General features: G+C 32.6%; 26 protein-coding genes. 13 read left to right on the top strand and 13 right to left on the bottom strand.

All coding sequences use genetic code 11. The features are described 5' to 3' along the window. The first annotated feature begins 32 nt into the window (after positions 1-32). Together purM and purN are read left to right on the top strand one after the other, a co-directional pair. Positions 33-1,019: a phosphoribosylformylglycinamidine cyclo-ligase gene (gene purM / locus EOV51_RS09580; RefSeq protein ID WP_128152209.1), complete on the top strand. Its 987-nt coding sequence runs from the start codon at positions 33-35 to the stop codon at positions 1,017-1,019. A 9-nt stretch (positions 1,020-1,028) separates the two neighbouring features. Further along, positions 1,029-1,598: a phosphoribosylglycinamide formyltransferase gene (gene purN / locus EOV51_RS09575; protein ID WP_128152207.1), complete on the top strand. Its 570-nt coding sequence runs from the start codon at positions 1,029-1,031 to the stop codon at positions 1,596-1,598. A 53-nt stretch (positions 1,599-1,651) separates the two neighbouring features. On the opposite strand, the gene EOV51_RS09570 is transcribed toward purN, so the two are convergent. From EOV51_RS09570 to EOV51_RS09560, 3 genes are all read right to left on the bottom strand, one after another. After that, positions 1,652-2,215, bottom strand: a complete 564-nt coding sequence (locus EOV51_RS09570) for a hypothetical protein (RefSeq protein ID WP_128152205.1) — start codon at positions 2,213-2,215, stop codon at positions 1,652-1,654. Positions 2,216-2,372: 157 nt separating this feature from the next. Further along, positions 2,373-3,665 carry an MATE family efflux transporter gene (locus EOV51_RS09565; RefSeq protein WP_128152203.1) on the bottom strand — a complete coding sequence of 431 codons (1,293 nt, stop codon included), beginning with the start codon at positions 3,663-3,665 and terminating at the stop codon, positions 2,373-2,375. Between the two features lie 82 nt (positions 3,666-3,747). Continuing rightward, the gene (locus tag EOV51_RS09560) at positions 3,748-4,359 is read right to left on the bottom strand and encodes a DUF937 domain-containing protein (RefSeq protein WP_228427615.1); all 612 of its coding nucleotides are present in this window, start codon (positions 4,357-4,359) and stop codon (positions 3,748-3,750) included. Positions 4,360-4,632: 273 nt separating this feature from the next. Here EOV51_RS09560 and EOV51_RS09555 point away from each other — a divergent pair, with 273 nt between their 5' ends. Then, the gene (locus EOV51_RS09555) at positions 4,633-4,992 is read left to right on the top strand and encodes a YcxB family protein (RefSeq protein ID WP_228427614.1); all 360 of its coding nucleotides are present in this window, start codon (positions 4,633-4,635) and stop codon (positions 4,990-4,992) included. Positions 4,993-4,998: 6 nt separating this feature from the next. On the opposite strand, the gene EOV51_RS09550 is transcribed toward EOV51_RS09555, so the two are convergent. Beyond that, positions 4,999-5,280 carry a GNAT family N-acetyltransferase gene (locus EOV51_RS09550; RefSeq protein ID WP_128152196.1) on the bottom strand — a complete coding sequence of 94 codons (282 nt, stop codon included), beginning with the start codon at positions 5,278-5,280 and terminating at the stop codon, positions 4,999-5,001. 138 nt (positions 5,281-5,418) lie between these two features. Here EOV51_RS09550 and hemW point away from each other — a divergent pair, with 138 nt between their 5' ends. From hemW to EOV51_RS09535, 3 genes are all read left to right on the top strand, one after another. Then, positions 5,419-6,618, top strand: coding sequence for a radical SAM family heme chaperone HemW (gene hemW, locus EOV51_RS09545; RefSeq protein WP_317126958.1), 1,200 nt, complete (start codon positions 5,419-5,421; stop codon positions 6,616-6,618). Positions 6,619-6,658: 40 nt separating this feature from the next. Beyond that, positions 6,659-7,489: a glutamate racemase gene (gene murI / locus EOV51_RS09540; RefSeq protein WP_128152194.1), complete on the top strand. Its 831-nt coding sequence runs from the start codon at positions 6,659-6,661 to the stop codon at positions 7,487-7,489. A 142-nt stretch (positions 7,490-7,631) separates the two neighbouring features. Then, positions 7,632-8,255: a bifunctional nuclease family protein gene (locus EOV51_RS09535; protein ID WP_128152192.1), complete on the top strand. Its 624-nt coding sequence runs from the start codon at positions 7,632-7,634 to the stop codon at positions 8,253-8,255. A 14-nt stretch (positions 8,256-8,269) separates the two neighbouring features. On the opposite strand, the gene EOV51_RS09530 is transcribed toward EOV51_RS09535, so the two are convergent. Then, positions 8,270-9,256: a helix-turn-helix domain-containing protein gene (locus EOV51_RS09530; protein WP_128152189.1), complete on the bottom strand. Its 987-nt coding sequence runs from the start codon at positions 9,254-9,256 to the stop codon at positions 8,270-8,272. Between the two features lie 144 nt (positions 9,257-9,400). Further along, positions 9,401-9,850, bottom strand: coding sequence for a helix-turn-helix domain-containing protein (locus EOV51_RS14670; RefSeq protein ID WP_164875279.1), 450 nt, complete (start codon positions 9,848-9,850; stop codon positions 9,401-9,403). A 121-nt stretch (positions 9,851-9,971) separates the two neighbouring features. Between EOV51_RS14670 and EOV51_RS14665 the strand changes: the two genes are divergently transcribed. Further along, the gene (locus EOV51_RS14665; protein WP_164875278.1) at positions 9,972-10,196 is read left to right on the top strand and encodes a hypothetical protein; all 225 of its coding nucleotides are present in this window, start codon (positions 9,972-9,974) and stop codon (positions 10,194-10,196) included. A gap of 430 nt (positions 10,197-10,626) precedes the next feature. Here EOV51_RS14665 and EOV51_RS09520 read toward each other — a convergent pair whose 3' ends face one another. Continuing rightward, positions 10,627-12,102, bottom strand: a complete 1,476-nt coding sequence (locus tag EOV51_RS09520) for a hypothetical protein (protein ID WP_128152185.1) — start codon at positions 12,100-12,102, stop codon at positions 10,627-10,629. Between the two features lie 249 nt (positions 12,103-12,351). Here EOV51_RS09520 and uvrB point away from each other — a divergent pair, with 249 nt between their 5' ends. Further along, complete coding sequence (gene uvrB / locus EOV51_RS09515) at positions 12,352-14,361, top strand: excinuclease ABC subunit UvrB (RefSeq protein WP_128152183.1); 2,010 nt, start codon at positions 12,352-12,354, stop codon at positions 14,359-14,361. Positions 14,362-14,475: 114 nt separating this feature from the next. Continuing rightward, complete coding sequence (ald, locus tag EOV51_RS09510) at positions 14,476-15,588, top strand: alanine dehydrogenase (RefSeq protein ID WP_128152181.1); 1,113 nt, start codon at positions 14,476-14,478, stop codon at positions 15,586-15,588. A 90-nt stretch (positions 15,589-15,678) separates the two neighbouring features. Here ald and rpsJ read toward each other — a convergent pair whose 3' ends face one another. The 4 genes from rpsJ to rpsL are packed head-to-tail and all read right to left on the bottom strand — an operon-like array spanning position 15,679 to position 19,013. Then, on the bottom strand, positions 15,679-15,984 hold the full coding sequence (gene rpsJ / locus EOV51_RS09505) for a 30S ribosomal protein S10 (RefSeq protein ID WP_055425679.1): 306 nt from the start codon (positions 15,982-15,984) through the stop codon (positions 15,679-15,681). Positions 15,985-15,995: 11 nt separating this feature from the next. Continuing rightward, positions 15,996-18,125 carry an elongation factor G gene (fusA, locus tag EOV51_RS09500; RefSeq protein WP_128152179.1) on the bottom strand — a complete coding sequence of 710 codons (2,130 nt, stop codon included), beginning with the start codon at positions 18,123-18,125 and terminating at the stop codon, positions 15,996-15,998. A 6-nt stretch (positions 18,126-18,131) separates the two neighbouring features. After that, positions 18,132-18,608 (bottom strand): 30S ribosomal protein S7, encoded by a 477-nt coding sequence (gene rpsG / locus EOV51_RS09495; protein ID WP_128152177.1) that lies wholly within the window; start codon positions 18,606-18,608, stop codon positions 18,132-18,134. A 24-nt stretch (positions 18,609-18,632) separates the two neighbouring features. After that, positions 18,633-19,013: a 30S ribosomal protein S12 gene (gene rpsL / locus EOV51_RS09490; protein ID WP_128152175.1), complete on the bottom strand. Its 381-nt coding sequence runs from the start codon at positions 19,011-19,013 to the stop codon at positions 18,633-18,635. Positions 19,014-19,308: 295 nt separating this feature from the next. Between rpsL and EOV51_RS09485 the strand changes: the two genes are divergently transcribed. Next, on the top strand, positions 19,309-20,235 hold the full coding sequence (locus EOV51_RS09485) for an EamA family transporter (RefSeq protein ID WP_128152173.1): 927 nt from the start codon (positions 19,309-19,311) through the stop codon (positions 20,233-20,235). A 64-nt stretch (positions 20,236-20,299) separates the two neighbouring features. Next, entirely contained in the window at positions 20,300-20,950 is a 651-nt protein-coding gene (locus EOV51_RS09480) for a protein-L-isoaspartate(D-aspartate) O-methyltransferase (RefSeq protein ID WP_128152171.1), read from the top strand. A gap of 89 nt (positions 20,951-21,039) precedes the next feature. Here EOV51_RS09480 and EOV51_RS09475 read toward each other — a convergent pair whose 3' ends face one another. Together EOV51_RS09475 and mqo are read right to left on the bottom strand one after the other, a co-directional pair. Beyond that, the gene (locus tag EOV51_RS09475; RefSeq protein WP_128152169.1) at positions 21,040-21,963 is read right to left on the bottom strand and encodes an alpha/beta hydrolase; all 924 of its coding nucleotides are present in this window, start codon (positions 21,961-21,963) and stop codon (positions 21,040-21,042) included. 147 nt (positions 21,964-22,110) lie between these two features. Then, on the bottom strand, positions 22,111-23,604 hold the full coding sequence (mqo, locus tag EOV51_RS09470; RefSeq protein WP_128152167.1) for a malate dehydrogenase (quinone): 1,494 nt from the start codon (positions 23,602-23,604) through the stop codon (positions 22,111-22,113). 152 nt (positions 23,605-23,756) lie between these two features. Here mqo and EOV51_RS09465 point away from each other — a divergent pair, with 152 nt between their 5' ends. Then, positions 23,757-24,386: an alpha/beta hydrolase gene (locus EOV51_RS09465; RefSeq protein WP_128152165.1), complete on the top strand. Its 630-nt coding sequence runs from the start codon at positions 23,757-23,759 to the stop codon at positions 24,384-24,386. Positions 24,387-24,393: 7 nt separating this feature from the next. Further along, positions 24,394-25,515 (top strand): N-acetyl-alpha-D-glucosaminyl L-malate synthase BshA, encoded by a 1,122-nt coding sequence (gene bshA, locus EOV51_RS09460; protein ID WP_128152163.1) that lies wholly within the window; start codon positions 24,394-24,396, stop codon positions 25,513-25,515. Positions 25,516-25,685 lie beyond the last annotated feature (170 nt).

Genomic DNA, 25,685 nt, shown 5'->3' with positions numbered 1-25,685 from the left:
AATATTTTTGTGCAACTAAACAAAATTAAACTATGGCAACATATAAAGATTCGGGTGTAGATAAAGAAGAGGGATACCAGACAGTTTCCAAAATAAAAAAAGCTGTTTCTGAAACTCACAATTCTAATGTTTTAAACGGAATAGGAAGTTTTGGGGCTTTTTACCAACTTTCCGGTTATAAAAATCCCGTTTTAGTATCCGGTACCGATGGTGTAGGAACTAAATTACGAATTGCACTGGATTCAAAAGTTTACGATACTGTAGGGATAGACTGTTTTGCTATGTGTGCTAATGATATTTTATGTCATGGAGCTAAACCGTTGTTCTTTCTTGATTATCTTGCCTGCGGAAAATTAGACTCTGATGTTGCAGCAGAAATAGTTTCCGGAATAGCCAATGCCTGCAAAGAAACAGGTACAGCTTTAATAGGGGGAGAAACTGCTGAAATGCCCGGAATGTATCAAGTGGGCGACTATGATGTTGCTGGTTTTTGTGTTGGTGTGGTAGAGAAAGATGAAATAATTGACGGTTCTGAAATTAAAGAAAATCAAATAATTATAGGATTACCTTCGAGTGGTTTTCATTCCAATGGATTTTCTCTGGTGCGAAAAATATTTACTGATTTTAATGAAGAATTTGAGGGGAAACCTCTTTATGAAACTTTATTAGTACCTACCAGCTTGTATCAAAATGATATTTTCTCAATTCGTGAAAAATATCCTTTGTATGGAATAGCACATATAACTGGCGGAGGATTAATTGAAAATGTACCTAGAATTATACCGGAAGGTCTTTGTGCTGAAGTCTATACCTCAAAAATAAATATCCCATCTATTATGAAAGAATTACAAAAAAGAGGTAACATTGATGAAAAAGAAATGTTCGGAACTTTTAATATGGGGGTAGGTATGTGTATTATAACCGATGACAAGTATGCTTCCGAAATTCTTGATTTAGTTAAAGGCAGTATGCTTATAGGAAAGATTAAGAGTGGAGCCGAAAAAATAGAATTACTATAGAATTTCAATATGAATATAGCTGTATTAGTATCCGGAGGAGGAACGAACCTGCAAAGAATTTTAGATGCTCTGGAATCAGGAGAACTAATTGATTGTAACCTGCAATCTGTAATTGCAGACAGAGATTGTTATGCGATTGAAAGAGCTTTAGATAAAGATATTTCAACTTTTTTACTGGAAAGAGGTAAAAATTTATCTGTTGATATTGACCATATACTTGAAGATCAAAATATTGACATTATAGTGTTGGCTGGTTTTCTTTCAATTTTATCTGTAGAATTTTGTCATAAATGGTCGGGTAAAATTATAAATATTCATCCTTCGTTATTACCCAAATTTGGAGGAAAAGGTATGTATGGAGCCAAGGTACATCAGGCTGTTTTAGATGCAGGTGAAGTTGAATCCGGAGCAACTGTTCATTTCGTAACACAGGGTATTGATGAAGGTGAAATAATTTTACAGGGAACATTCTCTATTGATAAAAACGATACAGTTGCAGATCTTCAACAAAAAGTCATGATTGTAGAACAAAAAATTCTTATTGAAGCCATAAATTCACTTTCATCTAAAAATAAATAATTCAAATTAAAAATTGATACTTTATCGGGCTATTTAAAATTCCGTTATGTTTTTTAATTAGCCTTTAATGTATTATTCATTAATATTTGTCTGTGTTTAGGAAAGCGCAGACTTTTATCTGCTTTAGAAAGTATTGAGGGAGATATTATAAAATTAGTTTTTTCTTTGGGTATGGTTCTTATCTTTACAGATATAGAGTCAAAACTTACTACAGATTCATTGATTGCCAACGATTGATTTAGCATATCTCCTTTGTAATAAAAATAAATAATATACCAATATTTATCCCGATCATAACTATCCATATGCTCTTCTATTTCTCTTCCTTTCACCCATACATTCTTTTGAGGATCTATGTCTACCAGTTTAAAATTCATGCATGGATAATCCAGATAAGAACTTCGCATACCAATTTCTAATGAATCCCATTTAAAACAGTTTATTTCTCTCGCAAAGTTAATATGTGAGATAGAGTCTCTTAATATTTTATTATCAAGTTCATTAAAACAGTGTAATGTATTCGTATTAACGTTTATACAATTTTTATTTTTACAACTTATTGTTAACAAAAAAAAGGGTAGCAGGCTAAATAATAAAACGAATTTTAATAAGTTCATAGATATAATTTATTATTTTGATAGAGAATTCAACACAAATATAAATAAATTTTTACTTTTTTTTTAATATTAAGAAGCATTATATTTAATTATATTAAATCTATAGTTGTTTAATATATTCAATTAACATATTATTTTGATATTAATTGTTAATTAATCATAAAACAAACAAAAATCTTTTGGCTATATATGATTGAATTAAACCTCTTGATAAAAGATATAGCAAGAAAGAAAACCATAGTGTATGATTATTCTGATATTTATCTAATCCATAGTAGCATACAAAAAAGATAGATACGGATATGAGCATAGAATTTCTCATTTGCCTGGAGGCAGTAGCCTCAACAAATATTCCATCCCAAACAAAAGCTAAAAATCCTGCTAAAGGTATACAAATTACGCACCAACGGTATTGGTAACATATTTCAAGTAAGCTGGCTTTATCCGTAAAAAATGAAAGTAAGTGAGTTAAAGAAAATGTATAAAGTAGTGTAAATATTATAGCTATTGTAAATGACCATATTAAAAGCTTATTTATAAGCTGTTTAAGGGATGTAAACTTATTTGCTCCAACAAATTTTCCTGTCAAGGATTCTGCTGCATATGCAAATCCATCCATGATATATGAAAATAAAACAAACATCTGCATGAGTAAGGCATTGGCAGATAAAATAAGATTTCCTTGTTTTGATGAAGCATACATAAAAAATGAACTAACCGATAATAATGCTAAAGTTCTGATAAAGATATCTCTATTTACTTTTAAAAATGGAATAAATGAACTAATGGATGATATTTTTTTTAGGCTTATGTTTTCTAACCAATGTTTATATCTGAATTTACAAATAAGTAAATAGGTAACCATCCCTGTATATTGAGCTATTAATGAAGCATAAGCAATACCTCTTATTTCAAGTTTCCATTGATAAACAAAAAGAAATGATAGCAAGATATTAAGACTGTTAATAGCTATAGTTATTACCATAGGAATTTTAGAATTTTGCATACCTATAAACCAGCCATTTAAGCTAAATAAAATTAATACTGCTGGTGCAGACCAAATATAAATATCAAAATATTGTTTAGTCCGTATTTTGATATTTTCATCTACATTCAATAAATAAAAGCTTACTAATGCAATCATTCCTTGTAATGCAATAATAATTATTCCAGCTAAAAGAGCAAGATATAAAGAACGTATAAGCACTTCTGTTTGCTCATTTCTATTTTGTTTACCATAGGCTTGAGCTGCAAATCCACTGGTTCCCATTCTTAAAAAAGAAAAGCCCCAGTAAATAAAATTAAATATAATGGATGCGATTGCTATAGCTCCTATATAGTTTTCATCGGTTAAATGTCCAGCGATAAACATATCTACCATTCCAAGCAAGGGTACTGATAAATTTGATATAATATTGGGTATAGCGAGTCTTAATATGCTTCTATTCATATCTTTATTACATACACCTTAGTAATTCTTCAACAACAAAGCCGGCAATATGCCGGCTTTATCATTACTATTTATATAAGTGTTATTTTCCAAAAATTTTTCCAAAAATCCCCCCTAATCCTTCTTTTTTATCTCCTGAAAGAAAACTACCTAAATCATCCAATCCTAATTTACCATCCCCGTTTTGATCTAATATTTTACTTAAAATGCTACTTCCTGCAGTTCCTCCCAACATACCGCTTAACATATCTGTAAGTCCGCCTGTATTTTCAACATTGTTTTTTTGAGTCAGTTTTCCTAAATACCCCATCACTATTGGTGCTAAAAGAATTAAAATCTGAGAAACTTTTCCTGAAGAAACTCCAGTTCTGGAACTTATACTTTCTTCAAGCTCTTTTTGCTGGCTGCCAAATATATGTCCTAAAATTCCTTTTCCATCAGAATTGTCTGATCCTGTAAAGAAACCTGAAAGATTATCTAATATACTACCGCTGTGGTTAGAAGATGTTAAAGCTCCTAGTATTCCATTTGCCCCATCAGTGGAAGTTGCATTATTTTGTAATGCTCCGAGTAAAGCAGGAACAGCTGAGGCTATAACAGAAGATGTTTCTTTTTCTGTTGTTCCTGTTTTTTGTCCTATTCCTTCTATTATTTGTTTTCCTAAATCTGAATTGAATAAATCTGTTATGTTCATTATATTGTTATTAATAATTATAATAATACGAAGTTATAGTTTTTTTAATAAATATTCTTTGATCATGATGCATATATTGACAGAGGTTTAAAATGTATTTAGTTTTAAATGTTAATATATTTATAAACTAATTAAAAAATTAATATTTTTACAATAAAAATGTTAGTTGAAAGTCAAATATCTGCTAAAGAGTATAAATATTTAATCTTAAATTTATTTTATAAAAAAACATCATTTCTAATTTTTTGTTTTATCGGACTTTTATTATTGGTAATGTATTTATTTAATGTAAATATAGAAGGCTTAGAAAAAACTCCAGTATATTATTTATATTTTTCTTCTTTTTTCTTAGTTATCAATCCATTGCTTGTATATTATACGATTTATAAACAAATTAATTCCAATATTGAGTTTACTGAAAAAATAAAATATAATTTTACTAATGAGAATATCAATATTGATGGAGAAACATTTTCTCAAATAATCTACTGGCGTGAAATTAAACAAATAAAAAAAACACAAAACTGGATTTTTATTTTTCTAAAAGATAAAACTATTTACATTATTTCAATAAAAAACAATACAGCTCAGTATAGTGAACTGGAAAATATAATTTCCGGGCAAGGATTCTAATACTAATTATTTAACAACCAACCGTTTCCATTCAGGATGCTTTTTTAAATAGCCTGCTACAAACGGACACATAGGTACAAGTCTTAATCCCTGCTTATCAATATCTATTAGTACCTGTTCCAAAAATCCGGATCCTACTCCTCTTCCTTCTAATTCCATCGGAACTTCTGTGTGAGTAAGATATATTTCATCATCTGTCTTTATATATTCTATTCTGGGAGTAAACCTACCAATCTGTATTTCATACTGATTATTTTCAGTATTATCAATTAATTCGTATTCACTCATATTTGTATTTTAGATAAATCTGATCAAAATTCCGGCCAATTCACTAAGATTTATTCAAATTTTCAGGTTGAAATAAATCACATTAATATTATTTCCATTATAAACTTGAAAAAATTCTCTCTTTAAATTTACTAAAAAATGGTTCAACTTATAATCTTGTTGTATTTTTGTTTCTTAATATTTTTAGAGCATCATATTTCCATGTCAGGACTTTATATCCACATTCCTTTTTGTCATAAAAAATGTAATTATTGTAATTTTCATTTTTCAACTCAGTTAGACTTTAAGCCTCAACTAGTAAAAGCTATAGAAAAGGAATTATTTTTAAGGAAAGACGAATTTAAAAATATTAAAATTGAGACTTTATATTTTGGTGGAGGAACTCCTTCCCTTCTTTCAAAAAATGAATTATACTCGATATTTAACACCCTGCATTCTCATTATTCAATTTCAGAATTACAAGAAATAACTTTAGAGTCCAATCCTGAGGATCTTACTTCTGATTTCTTACTTTTTTTAAAAAATGAAACTCCTATAAATCGTTTAAGTATTGGTATACAATCGTTTAATGATTATGACCTAAAACTAATGAATCGTTCCCATTCATCTTTTGAAGCGGAAAAATCTATCATGAGGGCACAGAATATAGGATTAAATAACATTACTATAGATCTCATTTATGGAGGCCAAAGTACTTCTAATCAAATTTGGATTGATAATTTACAAAAAGCAATACAATTAAATATTCCTCATATTTCATCCTATGCTTTAACAGTGGAACCCAAGACAGCTTTTGAATCGCTTATAAAAAAAGGGAAATTACCAGATATTGATGAAGACCGTCAACTCAAACAGTTTGAATTATTAAGAAAAATACTTTATAATAATGATTTTATCCAATACGAATTTTCGAATTTTGGTAAAAAAGGATATTTTTCAAAGCATAACACTTCCTATTGGAATTCTAAAGCTTATATAGGAATAGGACCATCGGCTCATTCATTTAACGGAACAAATATCAGAAGCTGGAATATTTCCAATAATATTCATTATATTAAATCTCTGAATAATAATATTTTACCTTTGGAACAAGAATTTCTTGATGAAAAAGACGTATATAATGAAAAAATTATGCTGGGACTTAGAACACAATGGGGAATTAATATAAATTCTGTATTAGATAATTTTTCAAAAAAAATAGTCTCTCATTTTTTAAAAGAAACCGAATTTTTAAAACAGGAACGTTTAATTTTAACAAACAGTAATTCATTGATGATTAATCCGGAATACCTGTTTCAAACGGATGGTATTATATCTCGGCTATTTTTCATTGATTAATTAGTAATAAACACTTAATTTTGCACTGGATTATAAAAAAATGAGAGAAAATCAACCTATAGGTATTTTTGATTCCGGTATGGGAGGGCTTACAACAGCAAAAGAAATTAAGAGATTGCTGCCTAATGAAAGCGTAATTTATTTTGGAGATTCTAAACATCTTCCTTATGGAGATAAATCTAAGGAAGTAATTATTGAATATTCTGAACAAATTACCCGGTTTCTAATTGAAAAAGGTTGCAAAGCTATTGTTATAGCTTGCAACACAGCTACATCTAATGCGCTTCATGAAGTTAAAGCAATTGCTAAATCGCATAAGGTACCTGTTTATGATGTTATTTCTCCCGTTGCAGAGAAAGTAGCCTATGCTTTTAATCAAAATATAGGAGTCATAGCTACAAAATCCACTATTGCATCTCATATTTACAGAAAAAGCATACGCAAGCTTAACAAGCACATAGAGGTTCAGGAACTTGCTACACCTTTATTGGCTCCGGTAATAGAAGAAGGTTTTAATAATCATGCTATTTCTGAAATTGTATTAAGAACATATTTAAACAATAAAAAATTACAAAATATAGATTCCCTGATTTTAGGATGCACTCATTACCCTCTTATTCTTAATGAAGTTAAACAATTTTATCAGAACAAAATTCAGGTAATAGACTCTCCTTTAATTGTAGCCAATTTTATTAAACACGATCTGGAAAAAAGAAAATTGTTATCCAATACAAGTAACTCCGATTATGAATTTTATGTTTCTGACTTAAATCCTAATTTTGCCAGACTGGCAAAAAAATTTTTTGGTAGTAATATAAATTTAGAGACTATAAATTTAAATAATCCGATTCCCGCTTTATCTAATGAATAGATCATATAAACTCTAATAAATATAAACAATTTATTGGGAGCGTCTGTGAAAACATTAATTTATCCGATTTATGAAATTATAAAAAAAATTGTAAATTGCAACTCAATTTATACAGACCTTTATTTTCCGAGCGAAATAATTTATGGATTTAATAAGATTAAATATTAGAGGAATTTCTTACAGCCAAACACAGACCGGAGCTTATGCACTTATTCTTGAAGAAGATTTTGGAAAACGTAAAATACCGGTAATTATAGGAAGTTTTGAGGCCCAATCTATTGCTTTAGCTTTAGAAAAAGACATAACTCCTCCCCGTCCTATTACCCATGATTTATTTACAACTTTTGCTAAAAGTTTTCATATTCAGGTTAAAGCCGTTTTTATCTATAAACTAGTTGATGGAGTTTTCTATTCTAACATATTGTTCCAGAATTCTGATACAGATGAAGAAAAAGAAATAGATTCCCGCACTTCCGATGCTATTGCTTTGGCAGTAAGATTTAATGCACCTATATATACCACGAAAGAAATTATGGAAAAAGCGGGTGTGTACATGGATATGAAAGAGGAAAATTCTGAAGATGCAACCATTGAAAAAGCAATTGATAATATTGAAAATCAATTGAAAATGGATAATTTAGAAGATTCTTTTGCTCATTTATCCGAAATGGAAATTAATGATTTATTATCCAAGGCTTTAGAAAGCGAAGATTATGAGACAGCAGCCAAATTGCGTGATGAGCTGAATAGAAGAACTGAAATTTAATTTTAGAGTAATAATTAATCAAAACGATAGCTAGTTCCATCTTCTTTTGTCATACTTTGAATATACTCTGAGGGTGTAACTCCTTCAATTTGTTTAAAAACCTTGTTAAATGTTGTTTGTTGTTTAAAACCTGAATACGTATAAATATATTTCAGACTATATTTAATATGGTAATTATTTTCTAACATTTTTTTTACTTTACTTATTCTGTATAAGTTAATGAATGAAGTAAAATTCATATTTTTTTTAATTTTAATAGTCCTGGATATGTACGAGACATTACTGTTCAACTCTGATGCCAGTTGGGAAATAGTGAACCCCGGATCGCAATATGGTTCTTTATTTTCCATATAATCTAAAATTTTATCATATAACTCAGAATATTTCGAATCATCAAGATGAGTTGATTCTAAATGTGTAGTTTTTACTTCTTTAACAGGTATGCTTACTGAAATAAATCGTAATTTATTCATATAATAGAGAATAAGACTAATCAATATCAAAGCAAAAAACACGGTTGCAACATTAATAATAACAAGTTGTTTATCAACAAAACTAATGTATTGTTCTTCGGGTATCACTTGAACTAAAAGAAATGCTGTACATATAAGAACAACAATATAGATTCCCATTGATATTATTGTCTTAAAATTATAAAACAACGTCATTCCGAAAGGAATTAAAAAATACCACATAAAAGGAGTTATTCTTCCGGCTTCCCAAAACAAAACCATAAATGGATATAACAATAAGGTTAGTACCACAACATATACCATAATATATGGCTTTAAATAATCATATTTTACCTTATAGACTATAATAATTAATAGCAAATGTAAAACTAAGTATGATGCTGTCAGATAATTGAAAGGATATAGCTGTACACTCCAATAATAAATTAAGTAAAGCGCTAAAATACCTGTAATGCAAAGCAAATAACTTTGTAAAAATTGTTTTTTAATCGAATCAGATTCTTCTGTGTAAGAAACCGGCTGCGCCATGTTTATTTTAGTATTAATTAACTATGCAAAATTAAGCAAAAATGTTAACATAAAATTCCAACATCATTTAACTTTTTTTATACTTATTAAATTCGTTAACTGTTGAAGTTAATAATATATTGATACCGGTTTTATAGTTTATAATTAAAGTGCTTCAGAATCATTTTCGTGATTCATAGCATTAATATATTGAGAAGGAGTTATTCCTTCTATCAGTTTAAAAACTTTATTAAATGTAGATTGATGTTTGAAACCAGCAGAAGTATAAATAAATTTTAATGTATATTTATTATGATAATCTTTATTGATCATATCTTTTACTTTATTTATCCTGTAAGTATTCACAAAATAAACAAAGTTCATATTTCTTTTTATTCTTATAGATTTGGAAATATACGTTATGTTAGTATTTAAGCTTGATGCTACCTGGGCAATATTAAAATCCGGATCACAATAAGGTTCTTTAGAATTAAAATAATCAACTATATTATTATATAAAGTTTCATATTTTTCATCGGATTCATCTGTTTTGTCAGATGTTGTAGAACTGATTGTACTTGTTGTTTTGTCTGGTTTATTAATCATCTGTATCATTCCTGCTTTATTAATATAATACATAATAAAAGTAACAAAACATAAACTGAAAAGTATAGTTATTATGTTTAAAACAGTCAATTGATGTGAAGAGAAAGGACGTATATATTTTTGAAAAAGATTGAAATCTGACATAATGAATATGCTCCCTATTAGAACTAAAATATACAAAGACCAGTATAATACAGTTTTAAATGAGAAAATGATCATTATACCGAATGGAATTAAAAAGTACCAGATAAAAGCAGTAACCTGTCCCGATTGCCATAATAATGCATTAAAGGGGTACAACATTAAAGATAAAAAAATTAAATATACCGGAACTAATAATTTTATTGAGTTGTAATTTAATTTAATTGATATGACCAACACAAATAAGTGAAACAAAAGACCTAAGGACGCAAGATAATTAAGAGGGAACATGTTTTCATACCAATAAAATACAGAAAAAGAAAACAATACACTAATAATAATACATAGATATTGAATAATATATTTTTTTCTTATTTTATTTAATTCTGAAAGCTCAGTGGGCCTCATTATTTCAAAATTTATTAGTAAAATCCGACAAGTATAAAAGTTATTTAAAAGTTTTTAAATATGCAGAAATCATTCCACATACAGTAAAATTCAATAATTTTATTGATTTAAATGTCAAATATAAAAAAGAAACTTCTTATATAAGAAGTTTCTTTTAATTAATATTGAATGAGTAGACTAGTATAATTCTATAGATAAGCTTTTAAATCTGAAAAATTTATTATAATTAAGATATTTTACAAAACTTTCCCAATTAAATAAGCTAATATATTCAGATTAAATGCAGTATTAATTTTTGTTTGATCACCTTGTCCAGCCTGAACCATATTTTCATATTTACATTGAGTAGCTGAAACTGAAGAACAATTAAACATATTGGGTCCTGCAAATATTCCTGTATCACCACCTCCGGTATCATTTAAATTGTTAGAAAAATTAAATGAAAAACTGGCAATTACATTATCAGAATAATCTTTAGGGGTAAATGTTACGGCCTGTACAATATTATTATTTACAATAAATGAATTTTTTTCCTTAGCAAATACTTTACCTACAGTATTATTCAAATATAAACCATCATCGTAAGAAGTGTAAGGTAAGCCTCTTAAATTTCCGAAAGGTCCATTAGTAAGTGGATGATCAATATTTTCAATAGCTCCGTTTACAGAAGAAGGTGTTGCCCTGCTGCCTTGTAAACCGGTTACAGTGTCAGCACTTCCAGAAACTAAAAGATTAGATAATTTAGCATAAACCTGCGAATCCTGAGTTAGTAAAAATAAAGCAGCTTTTTTTTCTTGAGTTAAAAAAACTTTCACTGCATTAGCTAAATCTTGCCTGTTTGCAGCCGTTGCTCCGTCATCTCCCCAACTGGTTATCACAATATCATAGGTACCTGACTGAAGTGCATTAATTGCCTGAATTCTGTTGGTTGTAGTTGATAAAGAAATCGTAGTCATAGAAACATTTTTAAATCCTGAAACTATACCGTTGTTTGTACCGTCATTTCCAAAAACCATAGGATTTGATAAAACTGCTGAAAAGTTTGAAAAACCAGATGCTGATGTACTATTTGGAGTATAAGCATCATTCAGTCCTAAAAATAGTACATTAATTGTTCTTGTACTTAACCCATCGGTTGTTGCTGTGAATGAACATCCCTTAGCTCCAGAAATTTTAAAATTACTGGACAATTTAGGTGTTATTGGTCTACCTTCTCCCGTTAGACGAATACTACGTTTTCCAACCTCAGTAATTGTTCCGGAATAAGTAAAATAATACCCATTAACTATGTTAGTGGTTAAAGATAAGGGTCCCGGATTGGTAACATTAATAGTAACTTCAACATAATCATTTTCGTCCAGTTCCTTGTTGGGTACTAATTTACTAATAGTAGGCCCTAGTACTAATGTAGCACAATCCATAGTATACTCAATACCTGGAGTTTCACCACAAAGGTTTAGCCATTGATCCCCTTGCCAGAAATTATAACAGTTGGAATCTGTATTGAATATTAATAAGGATTTTTCTGAAGAACTTAAATCCATCGCATCTCTCTCGGCTTTACTTACCCTTGGTAGTAAAACTCCTAAATTATCAGATTCAACATCTAATATAGATTTTACATTTGGGAATTCCGTCCCAATACCTACCTGACCACACATATATGATACAGATAAAATAAATAACGAACTAATTAATACAAAATTTTTCATGAATGTTAGTCTCTTTTTAAATATTTCGCAAAAATATACAAGTAATATAAGTAAATTTTAAAATGACCAACAGATTATACAAAAATAGCTTACATAACTTAACTCATTGATTTACATATAAAAAAAACAACATTTTTCTAAAAACAACTTAATATTTATTAATCTATATTATTATTTTTCTAATATGCATGGAATATATATAAAATCTTATATACTAGATTATTAATTATATATTCGTAAATTTGATATATGAAGTTTGAAGTAGTTTCTCCTTTCCAACCTACAGGAGATCAGCCCAGAGCAATTGAATCACTATCCAAAGGAATATTAAATAATGAAAGATATCAAACCTTATTAGGAGTGACAGGTTCTGGTAAAACCTTTACCATTGCAAATGTTGTTCAAAATATACAACGCCCTACAATTATCTTAGCACACAATAAAACACTTGCTGCTCAGCTATATATGGAGTTTAAAGAGTTTTTCCCTAATAATGCAGTTGAATATTTTGTTTCTTACTATGATTATTATCAACCGGAAGCATTTATGCCTACCACAAATACTTATATCGAAAAAGATTTATCAATCAACGAAAATCTTGAAAAACTTCGATTAAGTGCATCATCAGCCTTACTTTCAGGAAGAAGAGACGTATTAGTTGTTTCCTCTGTATCCTGTTTATATGGTATAGGAAATCCGCAGGAATTCCAAAAAAACCTTGTGGCATTAGAGGTTGGCCAAAAAATCACAAAAACCAAATTATTGCAATCGTTAGTCTCAGCACTTTATTCTCGATCCGAAATGAATTTTGGAAGAGGTAATTTTAGAGTTAAAGGTGATGTTATAGACGTTTTTCCCGCATATTCAGACACGGGAATACGTATACAATTATTTGGAAATGAAATAGATAGAATTGAAAACGTAGATTATGTTTCCAATAATGTAATAGATTCCATTGAAAATATTAACATTTATCCTGCCAATCTGTTTGTTACCTCACCAGATACCTTAAGCCAAGCGATCAAAAATATACAAATTGATTTGGGTAAACAGGTAGAATATTATAATGAAATTGGTAAATCATTAGAAGCTCATCGTTTAAAAGAACGAACTGAATTTGATTTAGAAATGATTAAAGAGCTAGGGTATTGTTCAGGAATTGAAAATTATTCAAGATATTTAGATGGGAGAGCTCCCGGATCTCGCCCTTTCTGTCTATTGGATTATTTTCCTAAAGATTTTCTTATGGTTGTAGATGAAAGCCACGTTACTCTTCCACAGGTTCACGCCATGTACGGTGGAGATAGAAGCAGAAAAGAAACTTTAGTTGAATACGGTTTCAGGTTACCTGCAGCTATGGATAACCGCCCATTAAAATTTGAAGAATTTGAAATGATGCAAAATCAGGTAATTTATGTAAGTGCAACCCCTGCGGATTATGAGCTTCAAAAAAGTGAAGGAGTTTTTGTTGAACAAATTATCAGACCTACCGGACTATTAGATCCGGAAATAGAAGTCCGGCCTTCTTTAAATCAAATTGATGATTTAATGGCCGAAATACAAAAACGGATTGAAGAAGATGAAAGGGTTTTAGTTACTACTTTAACCAAAAGAATGGCAGAAGAACTGACCAAATACCTGACCAAATTCGGTATAAGAACACGATATATACATTCAGACATAGATACATTGGAAAGAGTTGAAATAATGCAGGATTTAAGATTAGGGAAATTTGATGTTCTTGTGGGAGTAAATTTGTTAAGGGAAGGTCTGGATTTACCCGAAGTTTCATTAGTTGCCATATTAGATGCGGACAAAGAGGGTTTTTTACGCTCCCACCGTTCGCTTACTCAAACTGCCGGACGTGCTGCCAGAAATATTCACGGTAAAGTAATTATGTATGCAGATAAGATGACTGATAGTATGAAAAAAACCATTGATGAAACATCTCGAAGAAGGGAAATTCAGAATCAGTTTAATATAGATCATCATATTACCCCTAAACCATTAAACAAAAAAATCACAAAAATATCCATAGGTGACCAAGAGGCTGCTATTGAAACCTACAATGTCAAAGATGATATAAAAACAGCTGCTGAACCTTCTGTGCAATATAATAACGAAAATCTGGAAAAAATTATTTCTAAAAAACAAAAAGAAATGGAAAAAGCAGCTAAAAATCTGGACTTTTTAACCGCTGCTAAATTCCGTGATGAAATCAATGAACTGAAAGAGACTTTAAATAAAAATAATTCTTAATGCTACCATAGAAAGCATAATTTAACCTATATTTTTTTTAAAATTTAGATTAATAATTTCATATTATATCCGCTCTTTTTATAATTTTGTTATAAGACCATAAAATTATAAGATATGATTATAGGAGTACCTAAAGAAATCAAGAATAACGAAAACAGAGTAGCGCTTACAGCTGCAGGAGTTTTCGAACTTTCTCACCGGGGACATAAAGTCTTGATTGAAAAAAATGCCGGTGTAGGAAGTGGAATATCTAATGAAGAGTACATTCAGGCAGGAGGACATATATATGATTCTCCTGAAAACATCTGGTCTGAAGCCGAGATGATATTAAAAGTCAAAGAACCTATTGAGCAGGAGCTTTCACTGGCTAGGAAAGATCAAATCATTTTTACATACTTCCATTTTGCCTCAAGTGAAAAGCTTACTCATGCTATGATTGAAAGCAAATCAGTTTGCCTTGCTTACGAAACAGTAGAACGTAAAGATCGAAGCCTTCCTTTATTAATTCCTATGTCTGAAGTGGCCGGAAGAATGGCTATTCAGCAAGGAGCTAAATTTCTTGAAAAACCTGCAAAAGGAAGAGGGGTTCTCTTAGGTGGAGTTCCAGGAGTACCTCCAGGAAAAGTGCTTATTTTAGGAGCTGGAATAGTGGGTATTCAGGCAGCTAAAATGGCATCCGGCTTAGGTGCGCAGGTGACCATTGTGGATATTGACATGAATAAACTAAGATACATTAGCGATATACTTCCCCCACATGTTATTACAGAATATTCAAGCAGGTACAATATAAAAAACCTTATAAAAACTCATGATTTAATTATTGGAGCTGTATTAATTCCGGGTGCAAAAGCACCGAAACTTATTACCCGGGATATGCTGAAAGATATGCGACCAGGAACTGTAATTGTGGATGTTGCTGTGGATCAGGGAGGCTGTGTTGAAACCTGTACTCCAACAACTCATAATGATCCTACTTTTATCATCGATGACGTCTTACATTATTGTGTAGCCAATATGCCGGGAGCTGTGCCATATACCTCAACCCTGGCATTAACTAACTGTACGCTTCCTTATATAATGGAAGTTGCGGATAAAGGTTGGAAAAAAGCTTGTTCTGAAAAAGAAGAATTGAAAAAAGGATTAAATATTATTCAGGGAAATGTAGTTTATCCGGGAGTTGCTGAAGCATTTAATCTGGAATTTGTTCAACCAGATCTATTTTTATAATTTTTAATTTTTAAACGATTATCATAAGCACCAATAAAAAAACCTCCTGAAAAACAGGAGGTTTTTATATGGATAGTTAAATATCTCAAATTAAACTTTGATTTCAACTTCTACTCCACTAGGAAGTTCAAGTTTCATTAAAGCATCTACAGTCTTAGAAGAAGAGCTGTAAATATCCATTAACCTCTTATGAGAATTTAATTGAAACTGCTCACGAGATTTTTTATTTACGTGTGGAGAACGTAAAACAGTAAAGATTCTTTTGTGTGTAGGTAATGGAATAGGTCCGTTAACTACAGCACCAGTCGCTTTTACAGTTTTTACGATTTTCTCAGCTGATTTATCAACTAAATTATAATCGTAAGATTTAAGTTTTATTCTTATTTTTTGACTCATTGTTTTAAATATTAAGCATTTGTACCTTTAGCTTTAGCGATAACCTCATCTGCTACGTTCTGAGGAGCTGCTTCGTAATGATCAAACTCCATAGTTGAAGTTGCACGTCCGGAAGATAAAGTTCTTAAAGACGTTACATATCCAAACATTTCTGATAACGGAACAAATGCTTTGATAACTTTTGCGTTATTTCTATCATCCATACCATTTACAGTAGCTCTACGACGGTTCAAGTCACCAACAATATCCCCCATATATTCTTCAGGAGTTAATACCTCCAATTTCATAATAGGTTCCATTATTACCGGTTTCGCTTTTCTAGCAGCTTCTTTAAATCCTAATTTGGCTGCTAATTCGAAAGATAACTGGTCAGAGTCAACCGGGTGGAAAGATCCGTCTTTCAACGTAATCTTCATTCCGTCTATTTCATATCCTGCTAAAGGACCGTTTTTCATAGCTTCTTTGAAACCTTTTTCTACAGAAGGAACAAATTCTCTTGGAATATTCCCACCTTTGATTTCATTCACAAACTCAAGACCTGTTTTACCTTCATCAGCTGTAGATATATCAAATACAATGTCTGCGAATTTACCACGTCCACCGGTTTGTTTTTTGTAAACTTCACGATGAGAAGCAGTTCCCATAAGAGCTTCTTTGTACTCAACCTGAGGTTGCCCCTGGTTAACTTCAACTTTAAACTCTCTTCTTAAACGGTCTACAATAATATCTAAGTGAAGCTCACCCATACCTGAAATTACAGTTTGTCCGGAAGCTTCGTCTGTTTTAACCTGGAAGGTTGGATCTTCTTCAGCTAATTTAGATAAAGCCATACCTAATTTATCAACGTCTGCTTTAGTTTTTGGTTCTACAGCAATACCGATAACCGGGTCCGGGAATACCATACTTTCTAAGATAATCGGAGATTTTTCCTCACAAAGGGTGTCTCCTGTTTTTATATCTTTAAAACCTACCGCTGCACCAATATCTCCTGCCTCAATATATTCGATAGGATTTTGTTTATTTGCGTGCATCTGATAGATCCTTGAAATTCTTTCTTTATCTCCTGAACGGGTATTCAGAACATAAGAACCTGCATCCAAATGACCGGAATAAGCTCTGAAGAAAGCTAAACGACCTACATAAGGGTCAGTAGCAATTTTAAATGCTAAAGCTGAAAACGGCTCTTTTGCATCCGGTTTTCTTGAAATAGGCTCATCAGTTTTTGGGTCTATACCTTCGATAGCTTCTTTATCCAAAGGAGAAGGAAGATAACGACATACTGCATCTAACATAAATTGAACTCCTTTATTTTTGAATGAAGAACCACAAACCATAGGAATAATACTAATATCTATAGTTGCTTTACGAAGTGCTTCGTGAATTTCTTCTTCAGAAATTGAATCCGGATCTTCAAAGAATTTTTCCATTAGACTTTCGTCATACTCAGCCACAGCCTCGATAAGGTTTTGACGGTATTCCAAAACTTCTTCCTGCATATCTTCAGGAATATCAACAATATCAAAAGTTGAACCGAAGTTATCATTATGCCATACTATTGCACGGTTTTTAACCAGGTCAACAACTCCTTTGAAATCTTCTTCTGAACCAATAGGTAGAACGATAGGAACTGCATTAGATCCTAACATGTCTTTAACCTGGCGACAAACGTTCAAGAAATCGGAACCTTGTCTGTCCATTTTATTTACAAATCCCATTCTCGGAACTTTGTAATTATCGGCAAGTCTCCAGTTAGTTTCAGATTGAGGTTCAACACCATCCACTGCACTAAATAAGAAAACTAAACCGTCTAATACCCGTAAAGATCGGTTCACCTCAACAGTAAAGTCAACGTGTCCCGGAGTGTCAATGATATTAAAATGGTAAGACTGAGTGTCTGGTAATTTTTTACCGTCATCAGTTAAAGGGAAATTCCAGTTACAGGTAGTAGCTGCGGAAGTAATGGTGATACCTCTTTCAGCTTCCTGAACCATCCAGTCCATAGTAGAAGCACCATCGTGAACCTCTCCTATTTTATGGTTAACCCCAGTATAAAATAAAATCCTTTCCGTTGTTGTGGTTTTTCCTGCATCGATATGAGCAGCAATACCTATATTACGTGTATATTTTAAATCTCTTGACATACAATCTTAGAATTTGAAATGTGAGAATGCTTTGTTAGCTTCAGCCATACGGTGAGTATCTGTTTTCTTTTTAACAGCAGCACCTTCCTCTTTTGCAGCTGCTATAATTTCAGAAGCTAACTTTTGAGACATGGACTTTTCATTTCTATCTCTGGAGTATTTAATCAACCATTTCATCGCCATAGAAATTTTTCTATCCGGACGAATAGGCATTGGAATCTGGAAGTTAGCTCCACCTACTCTACGGCTACGTACTTCTACATGAGGCATAACATTTTCCAAAGCATCTTTCCATATTTCCAAAGATGTTTTTTCCTGATCTTCTTTTTTCGATTCTACAATTTCTAATGCATCGTAGAAAATTTTAAAAGCTATACTTTTTTTACCGTCTTTCATTAAGTTATTAACGAAACGTGTTACCAATTGATCATTAAATTTAGGATCTGGTAAAAGCGGGCGTTTTTTTGCTTTCGTTTTTCTCATTTTACCTGAATAATTTCGTTATTACTATTTTTTGTCTTTAGGACGTTTTGCTCCGTATTTACTTCTTCTTTGTAAACGACCTTGTACACCAGCGGTGTCTAAAGCTCCCCTAACAATGTGATAACGAACTCCCGGTAAATCTTTTACTCTTCCGCCTCTCACCAATACTATCGAGTGCTCTTGTAGATTATGTCCTTCTCCTGGAATGTACGCGTTCACCTCTTTACCGTTTGTTAAACGAACCCTTGCAACTTTTCTAAGTGCTGAATTCGGTTTTTTCGGTGTAGTGGTATATACACGGGTACATACTCCACGTCTTTGTGGACAAGAATCTAAAGCAGCCGATTTACTCTTCTTGGCAAGTGTGGCTCTTCCTTTTCTTACTAATTGTTGAATAGTTGGCATTTATGCTCTTTTAATTTTAGGTCGCAAATGTAGTGTTTTTTTTAGATATACAAAAATAATATCCTCATATTCTAGCCATTTAATCTCAGATTTTTACGAAGTTAAAGCTTATCATAAAACAGATTCCTATTTTTTTTTAAATCAAAATACAAAAACCACCTATCAATCTGGCTATCAAAAACATATAATCATACCTATAAAAACCCAATAAACCAAAAAGTTAAATTGATTTTCATTTTCCTCATTAACAATTACTTTCTACCTTTGCAATTCAATAACCATATAAATTACATTCATGAATTTAACCTACTTAAAATCTTTATTTTTTGTAGCCTTTGCTGCTTCCTCATACGGAGTTTTGGCAACCTTTGTAAGGCTAGCCTATAATGAGGGTTATACCACGGCAGAGGTCACTTTTTCTCAAGCCGTTCTGGGGTTGCTGGGACTCCTGATCATTCATTTATTCAGCAAAAAAAAAGACGCTGGAAACCTTCCTCCTGCCAGCCGTAAAGATAAACTGTATTTAATACTTTGCGGAACTTCTTTTGGACTTACCAGTACTTTCTATTATCTGGCTGTACATTATAAAATTCCGGTTTCCATTTGTATCGTATTATTAATGCAGGCCGTATGGATGGGAGCATTGGTGGATTTCATCATTAACAGAAAAAAGCCAACACTGGTTCAGAAACTTGCAATTTTATTAATACTTACCGGAACCTTATTGGCCACCAACTTAATTAATGAATCAAACATTAAACTAAACATAACGGGAGTAATTTTCGGATTATTATCCGCTTTGTCGTATACATTTTCCATGTTTTCTTCTAATAAAATAGGAACCAAGCTTCCCTCCTCCTTACGCTCTGTATATCTTTTAACAGGAGCCACACTCATGGTTACCCTTATCTGGGGATACACCATCGTTACCGAACCCTTTAATTTTTCAATTTTTTATACCTGGGGCATCATACTCGCAGTATTCGGAACCATTCTCCCTCCGTTTTTATTTACTAAAGGAATGCCGGTAGTGGGCATTGGCGTGGGAAGTATTATTGCCTCGCTGGAACTTCCGGTTTCCGTATTAATGGCAAAATTCCTACTGCACGAAAAAGTAAATGCTTTACAATGGACCGGTATTGCACTCATATTATTATCCATAGTTTTGTTAAATCTTGTTTTCATCATTCCTAAACGTTTCAGAACCAAAAAAACACAATAATTATTTATCATTTTGTACATTTCAATATTGCTTTCCATTCATATTTTAAATAACTTGCCGACAAATGAAATTGGATACTTTAAAACATAAAGGAAAACGAAATCAGCTAATTAGCTTACTAAAACTAAAAGGAATATCAGACCCCGCAGTGCTTCACGCAATTAATCAGGTTCCCCGGCATCTGTTCATAGACTCCATATTTGAAGATTTGGCGTATGAAGACCGGGCATTTCCTATATTATCAGGACAAACTATTTCTCACCCTTATACCGTTGCTTTTCAAAGTCAGCTTTTGCACATTCAGAAAGGAGAAAAAATTCTGGAAATAGGTACCGGTTCCGGCTACCAGACTGCTGTACTTGTGGCTTTGGGTGCTCAGGTATATACTATTGAAAGGCAGAAAGAGCTTTTTGAATTTTCAAGGAATATTTTAAGAAAAATCCATTTTCTACCCAAACATCAGACTTTCGGAGACGGATACGCCGGTCTTCCTTCTTTTGCACCTTTTGACAAGATTATTGTTACCGCAGGTGCTCCCCAAATGCCTAAAATGTTACTAAAGCAGTTAGCTGTCGGAGGCATTATGGTTATACCTATCGGGGAAAAAGAACAAAAAATGTATACGGTACTTAAACTGGATGCTACTACTTTTGAAACTATGGAATTTGGCGATTACCAATTTGTTCCTATGCTGGAAAACAGAGAACTGGGATAATAATATATGAAAGTTTTTTATACAATAATTATTTTATATATATAGCCTAACCTTCCGGAATCGAAATATGGAAAAGAAATACTCAGTTTTTAGTATTCTAATATCTTATTCTGCTTTAACCAGTTTAAAAACAGTTTAGGCCATTCTAAAGTTTCCGATCTTGATTTTCCCATGCCCCAACCATGACCTCCGGTTTGAAAAAGATGCATTTCAACCGGGATTTTCTGCTCTCTTAAAGAATGAAACATAAGTAAACTATTTTCAATAGGAGAAACAGGATCATCTACTGACTGAGCTATAAAGGTTGGAGGGGTATGAGAGTTTACCTGCTTTTCAACAGAAAATAAATTTTCATTTTCTTTGGAAGGATTGGGTCCTAATAAATTTTTAAATGAGTTGGTTTTACTATTTATTGGCTGCATAGATACAATAGGATAAATAAGTCCGCAGAAATCTGGCCGGGCAGAAACAAAATCAAGGGAATCCTGAGGTTTATAAAATGAATACTCAGACATAGAAGAAATATAACCGGCTAAATGACCTCCGGCAGAAAAACCAAGAATCCCAATTTTATCGGGATTTATTTTATAGGTAACTGCATAATTTCTAATCATTCGCATAGCCCGCTGTGCATCCTGAAAAGGAACCTGCCTGTTATTCTCATTTTCTCCGGGTAAACGGTAAATGAGTTCAAAAGCTGTTATGCCTAACGAATTAAGCCATTGAGAAACCGGATATCCCTCATTTCCTGAAGCTATATGAGAATATCCGCCTCCACTTATAACCAACACAGCCAATCCGTTGGGAAGTTCAGGCTTATGAACAACCAGTAAAGGAGTTGTTACATTTGTGTATGAACCTTTGGGAGATATTTTGTTAGTTCCGGTAAGTTGTGAATTTTCAGGAATATTGGTACTCCATAATAAAATTTCGTTCGGTTTTACGATCATTAAATGATTATTTTGTCCAGATAGCCAATTTATACAAAAAATAAATACTATTACATTTTTCATTTCTCTTTGATTACGTAAGTTAAACCTATTTTTATATAACGTACAGATCTTAAGTTGCAGTTACCGTTAATAAAAACGTATCCTTTATATTCGTATCCTTCACAGAATATCTTCATATATTTTTAGAATTAAAAATCGAATAAGTCTTTATAATTCTAATCCTAAAATAGTATGAGTTCTTTGCCTTACCTGATCACAATAAGCTTCGTCATTAAAATTTCCAGCATAAGAAGGAACCATTTCCTTTAGTTTAGCCTGCCATTGAGGCGAATTAAATTCTTCACTGAAACACTCTTTTAATAAATCCAGCATGATGGCTACCGCCGTAGAAGCTCCCGGCGAAGCCCCCAGTAAAGCAGATAGGCTGCCATCTTCAGAACTTATAACTTCGGTTCCGAACTTTAAGACTCCTCCTTTTTTTTCATCCTTTTCGATCACCTGTACCCGTTGTCCGGCAACTTTTTCTTCCCAGTCTTCCGATACAGCCTCTGGAAAATATTGTTTCAGAGAATCTATTTTCTGGCTTTTGGTAAGTTTTACCTGATCGATCAGATATTTTGTTAAATCCATATTATGCCAGCCCGCCTGTATCATAGCTCCGATATTTTCAAATCGCAGTGATTTAAATAAATCCAGAAAAGAGCCATGCTTTAAAAATTTGGTGGAAAAAACAGCAAAAGGGCCGAATAACAACTGCTGTTTTCCATCAATAGTACGAGAATCCAGATGAGGAACTGACATGGGAGGTGCACCGATTCCTGCCTGTCCGTATACTTTTGCATGATGTCTTTTAATAACCGCTTCATTCGTACAAACCAGCCATTCGCCCCCCACAGGAAAGCCTCCGAATCCACGAGCTTCCCTGATTCCTGATTTTTCCAATAAAAGAATTGCTCCACCTCCGGCTCCTATAAAAACAAAATCAGCCGTGGTAGTAAATGTTTCTTCCGTATCCCTGTTTTTCACTTTTATATCCCATCTCCCATCTTCCCGGCGCGTTAAATCTTTCACCTTATGATGAAGGTTCATTTCAATCTCGCCATTCTCTATCAGGGTAGAAAACATTTCTTTAGTGAGAGAACCAAAATTAACATCGGTTCCTAATCTTATTTTGGTAGCTGCATTTTTCTCTTCCCGGGATCTGCCTTCCATTACCAAAGGAATCCAGTTTTTTATTCCGGAATATTCTTCAGAATACTCCATTTGTTTAAATAAAGGATGCTTATGAATGGTTTCGTACCTCTTTCTTAAAAAATTAATATCTTTTTCTCCGGTTACAAAACTATAATGCGGAGTAGTATGTATAAAATTGTCTGGTGAAGATATATAGCCATGCTCAACCAGATAGCTCCAGAACTCCTTGGACAGTTCAAACTGGGAGGCCACATGAACGGCTTTACTTATATCAATAGTACCATCGGCCAGTTCCGGAGTATAATTAAGCTCACAAAAACCGGAATGTCCGGTTCCTGCATTATTCATGGCTGAGGAACTTTCATCTGCCATTTCATCCAGCATTTCATAGACTTTTATATGTATTTCCGGATCCAGTTGTTTCAGCATCATGCTTAAGGTAGCACTCATAATTCCTGCCCCTATCAAAACCACTTCTTTTTTAGATGTTTCTTTACGATTATTCATGGTTGTATCATTCTTTTTAAACCCACAGCTTACACTGCAAAATTAATGCCTTATCCCAATTTTTATGCTCGGATTTTATCTGCTGTCAAATATTATATACGGAGAGTTTCTTAAAAATAAGTACATTTGTTGTTAAAGAATATTATACAGGTATGGTACATTATTTACTCAGAGAACCTAAATCGGCTACGGAAACTCCTTCATTAATCTTATTATTACACGGCTATGGAAGCAATGAGCAGGATTTGTTCAGTTTTGCAGAGGAATTGCCGGATGATGCGTACGTCATAAGCCTGAGAGCTGTAAGGGAAACCCCGATGGGAGGATTTTCATGGTACGATTTGGATTTTTCAGGAGGTGCCCGAATGACGGATGTTCAACAGGCGGTTGAATCTCAAGAAATAATCATCCAATTTATTACTCAGGTTCATGAAAAGTTTCCTTTTGATAAAAACTCAATCACACTGTTAGGGTTCAGCCAGGGGGCTATTTTATCCTTTTCTCTGGCCCTGCACCATCCTCAAACCTTTAAAAAGGTTCTTTGTTTAAGCGGGTACCCTGATCCGGAGTTATTAAAAGATATTGATATGGGAACAGATTTTTCCCAGCTGGAATTCTTTATATCTCATGGAAAAGAAGATCCTGTCATTCCTATTCAGTGGGCAAGACAGTTTAAGCCTATCTGCGAAGAACTGGATTTGGATTTTGAGTACCATGAATACGAACAGGGACACGGAATTAATGCAGAAAACTATTACGATTTACTGAACTTTTTACAATAATTGAGATATGAAAATAGGTATTGTCTGTTACCCGACATTCGGCGGAAGTGGAATTGTAGCAACCCAGCTCGGCATGGAAATGGCAGCACAGGGACACGAGGCTCATTTTATCAGTTACAGTTTACCTGCAAAGCTGGATATTACCCTGCCCAATATCTATTTTCATCAGGTACATGTCAAGCCCTATCCGCTTTTCGAATATCAGCCTTTTTCACTGGCTCTATCCACTATCATAGTTAATATCGTGGAAACCTACGGTCTGGATTTGCTTCATGTTCACTATGCTATCCCTCATGCCTACGCCGCCTACTTTGCCAAACAGATACTAAAAGAAGAAGGCATCCGCCTGCCTGTGATCACCACACTGCACGGAACCGATATCACTCTGGTAGGAAAACACCCGATTTATAAATCGGCTGTGGAATTTTCCATTAATCAGTCCGATTATATAACAGCAGTATCCGAAAGCCTGAAGCAAGATACTTATGAGGTTTTCAAAATACGTAAAGAAATTGAAGTTATACCCAATTTTATAGACAACCAGCTGGTAGCTCCTGTTTTACCCTGTACCCGTAAAAATTTTGTAGCAGAAGATGAAAAACTATTAATTCATGTCTCCAATCTTCGTTCAGTCAAACGAATAGATGATGTTATGAAAATTTTTAATCTTGTCCAAAAACAGGTTAAATCCCGGTTACTTATTGTTGGTGAAGGTCCGGAGGCAGAAACCATTGAACACTATACCCATGAGTATCAGCTGGGAGATAAAGTAAAAACATTTGGAAAAATGCTGGATGTACAGTCGGTTTTACAACTTGCCGATTTATTTCTTCTTCCTTCCGAACAGGAAAGTTTCGGTCTGGCTGCCCTGGAGGCTATGGCCTGTGGAATTCCCGTAATTTCCAGCAATGCCGGAGGAATTAAAGAAGTAAACCGGGATGGATTTTCGGGATTTGTCTCCCCGGTCGGTGATGTGGAGGCTATGGCACAAAATGCCATTAAACTTTTATCTCAGCCTTCTTTATTGGAACTTTTTAAAAAACAAGCAAAAGAAGAAGCATTATTATTTGATAAAACGAAAATCCTTCCTTTGTATACACAATTATATAATAAAGCTCTTATTCATTAAAAAAATAGACTAGCATTTGCTGAATATTTATAGTTTAAGTCCCTAATCTCCAACTATTTTCGTGAAAAAAAATATAAAATAATCTTAATTTAGGTTATCGTATAAAATTTATTAGTATTTTTACCCGATATATATTTTTTATTAATTAATCAATAAATTTAAATCATTTA

Source organism: Apibacter raozihei (genome assembly GCF_004014855.1).
GTDB lineage: Bacteria > Bacteroidota > Bacteroidia > Flavobacteriales > Weeksellaceae > Apibacter > Apibacter raozihei.
Note: the sequence above shows the minus strand (reverse complement) of the source record. Positions and strands in the feature narration are given on the sequence as shown.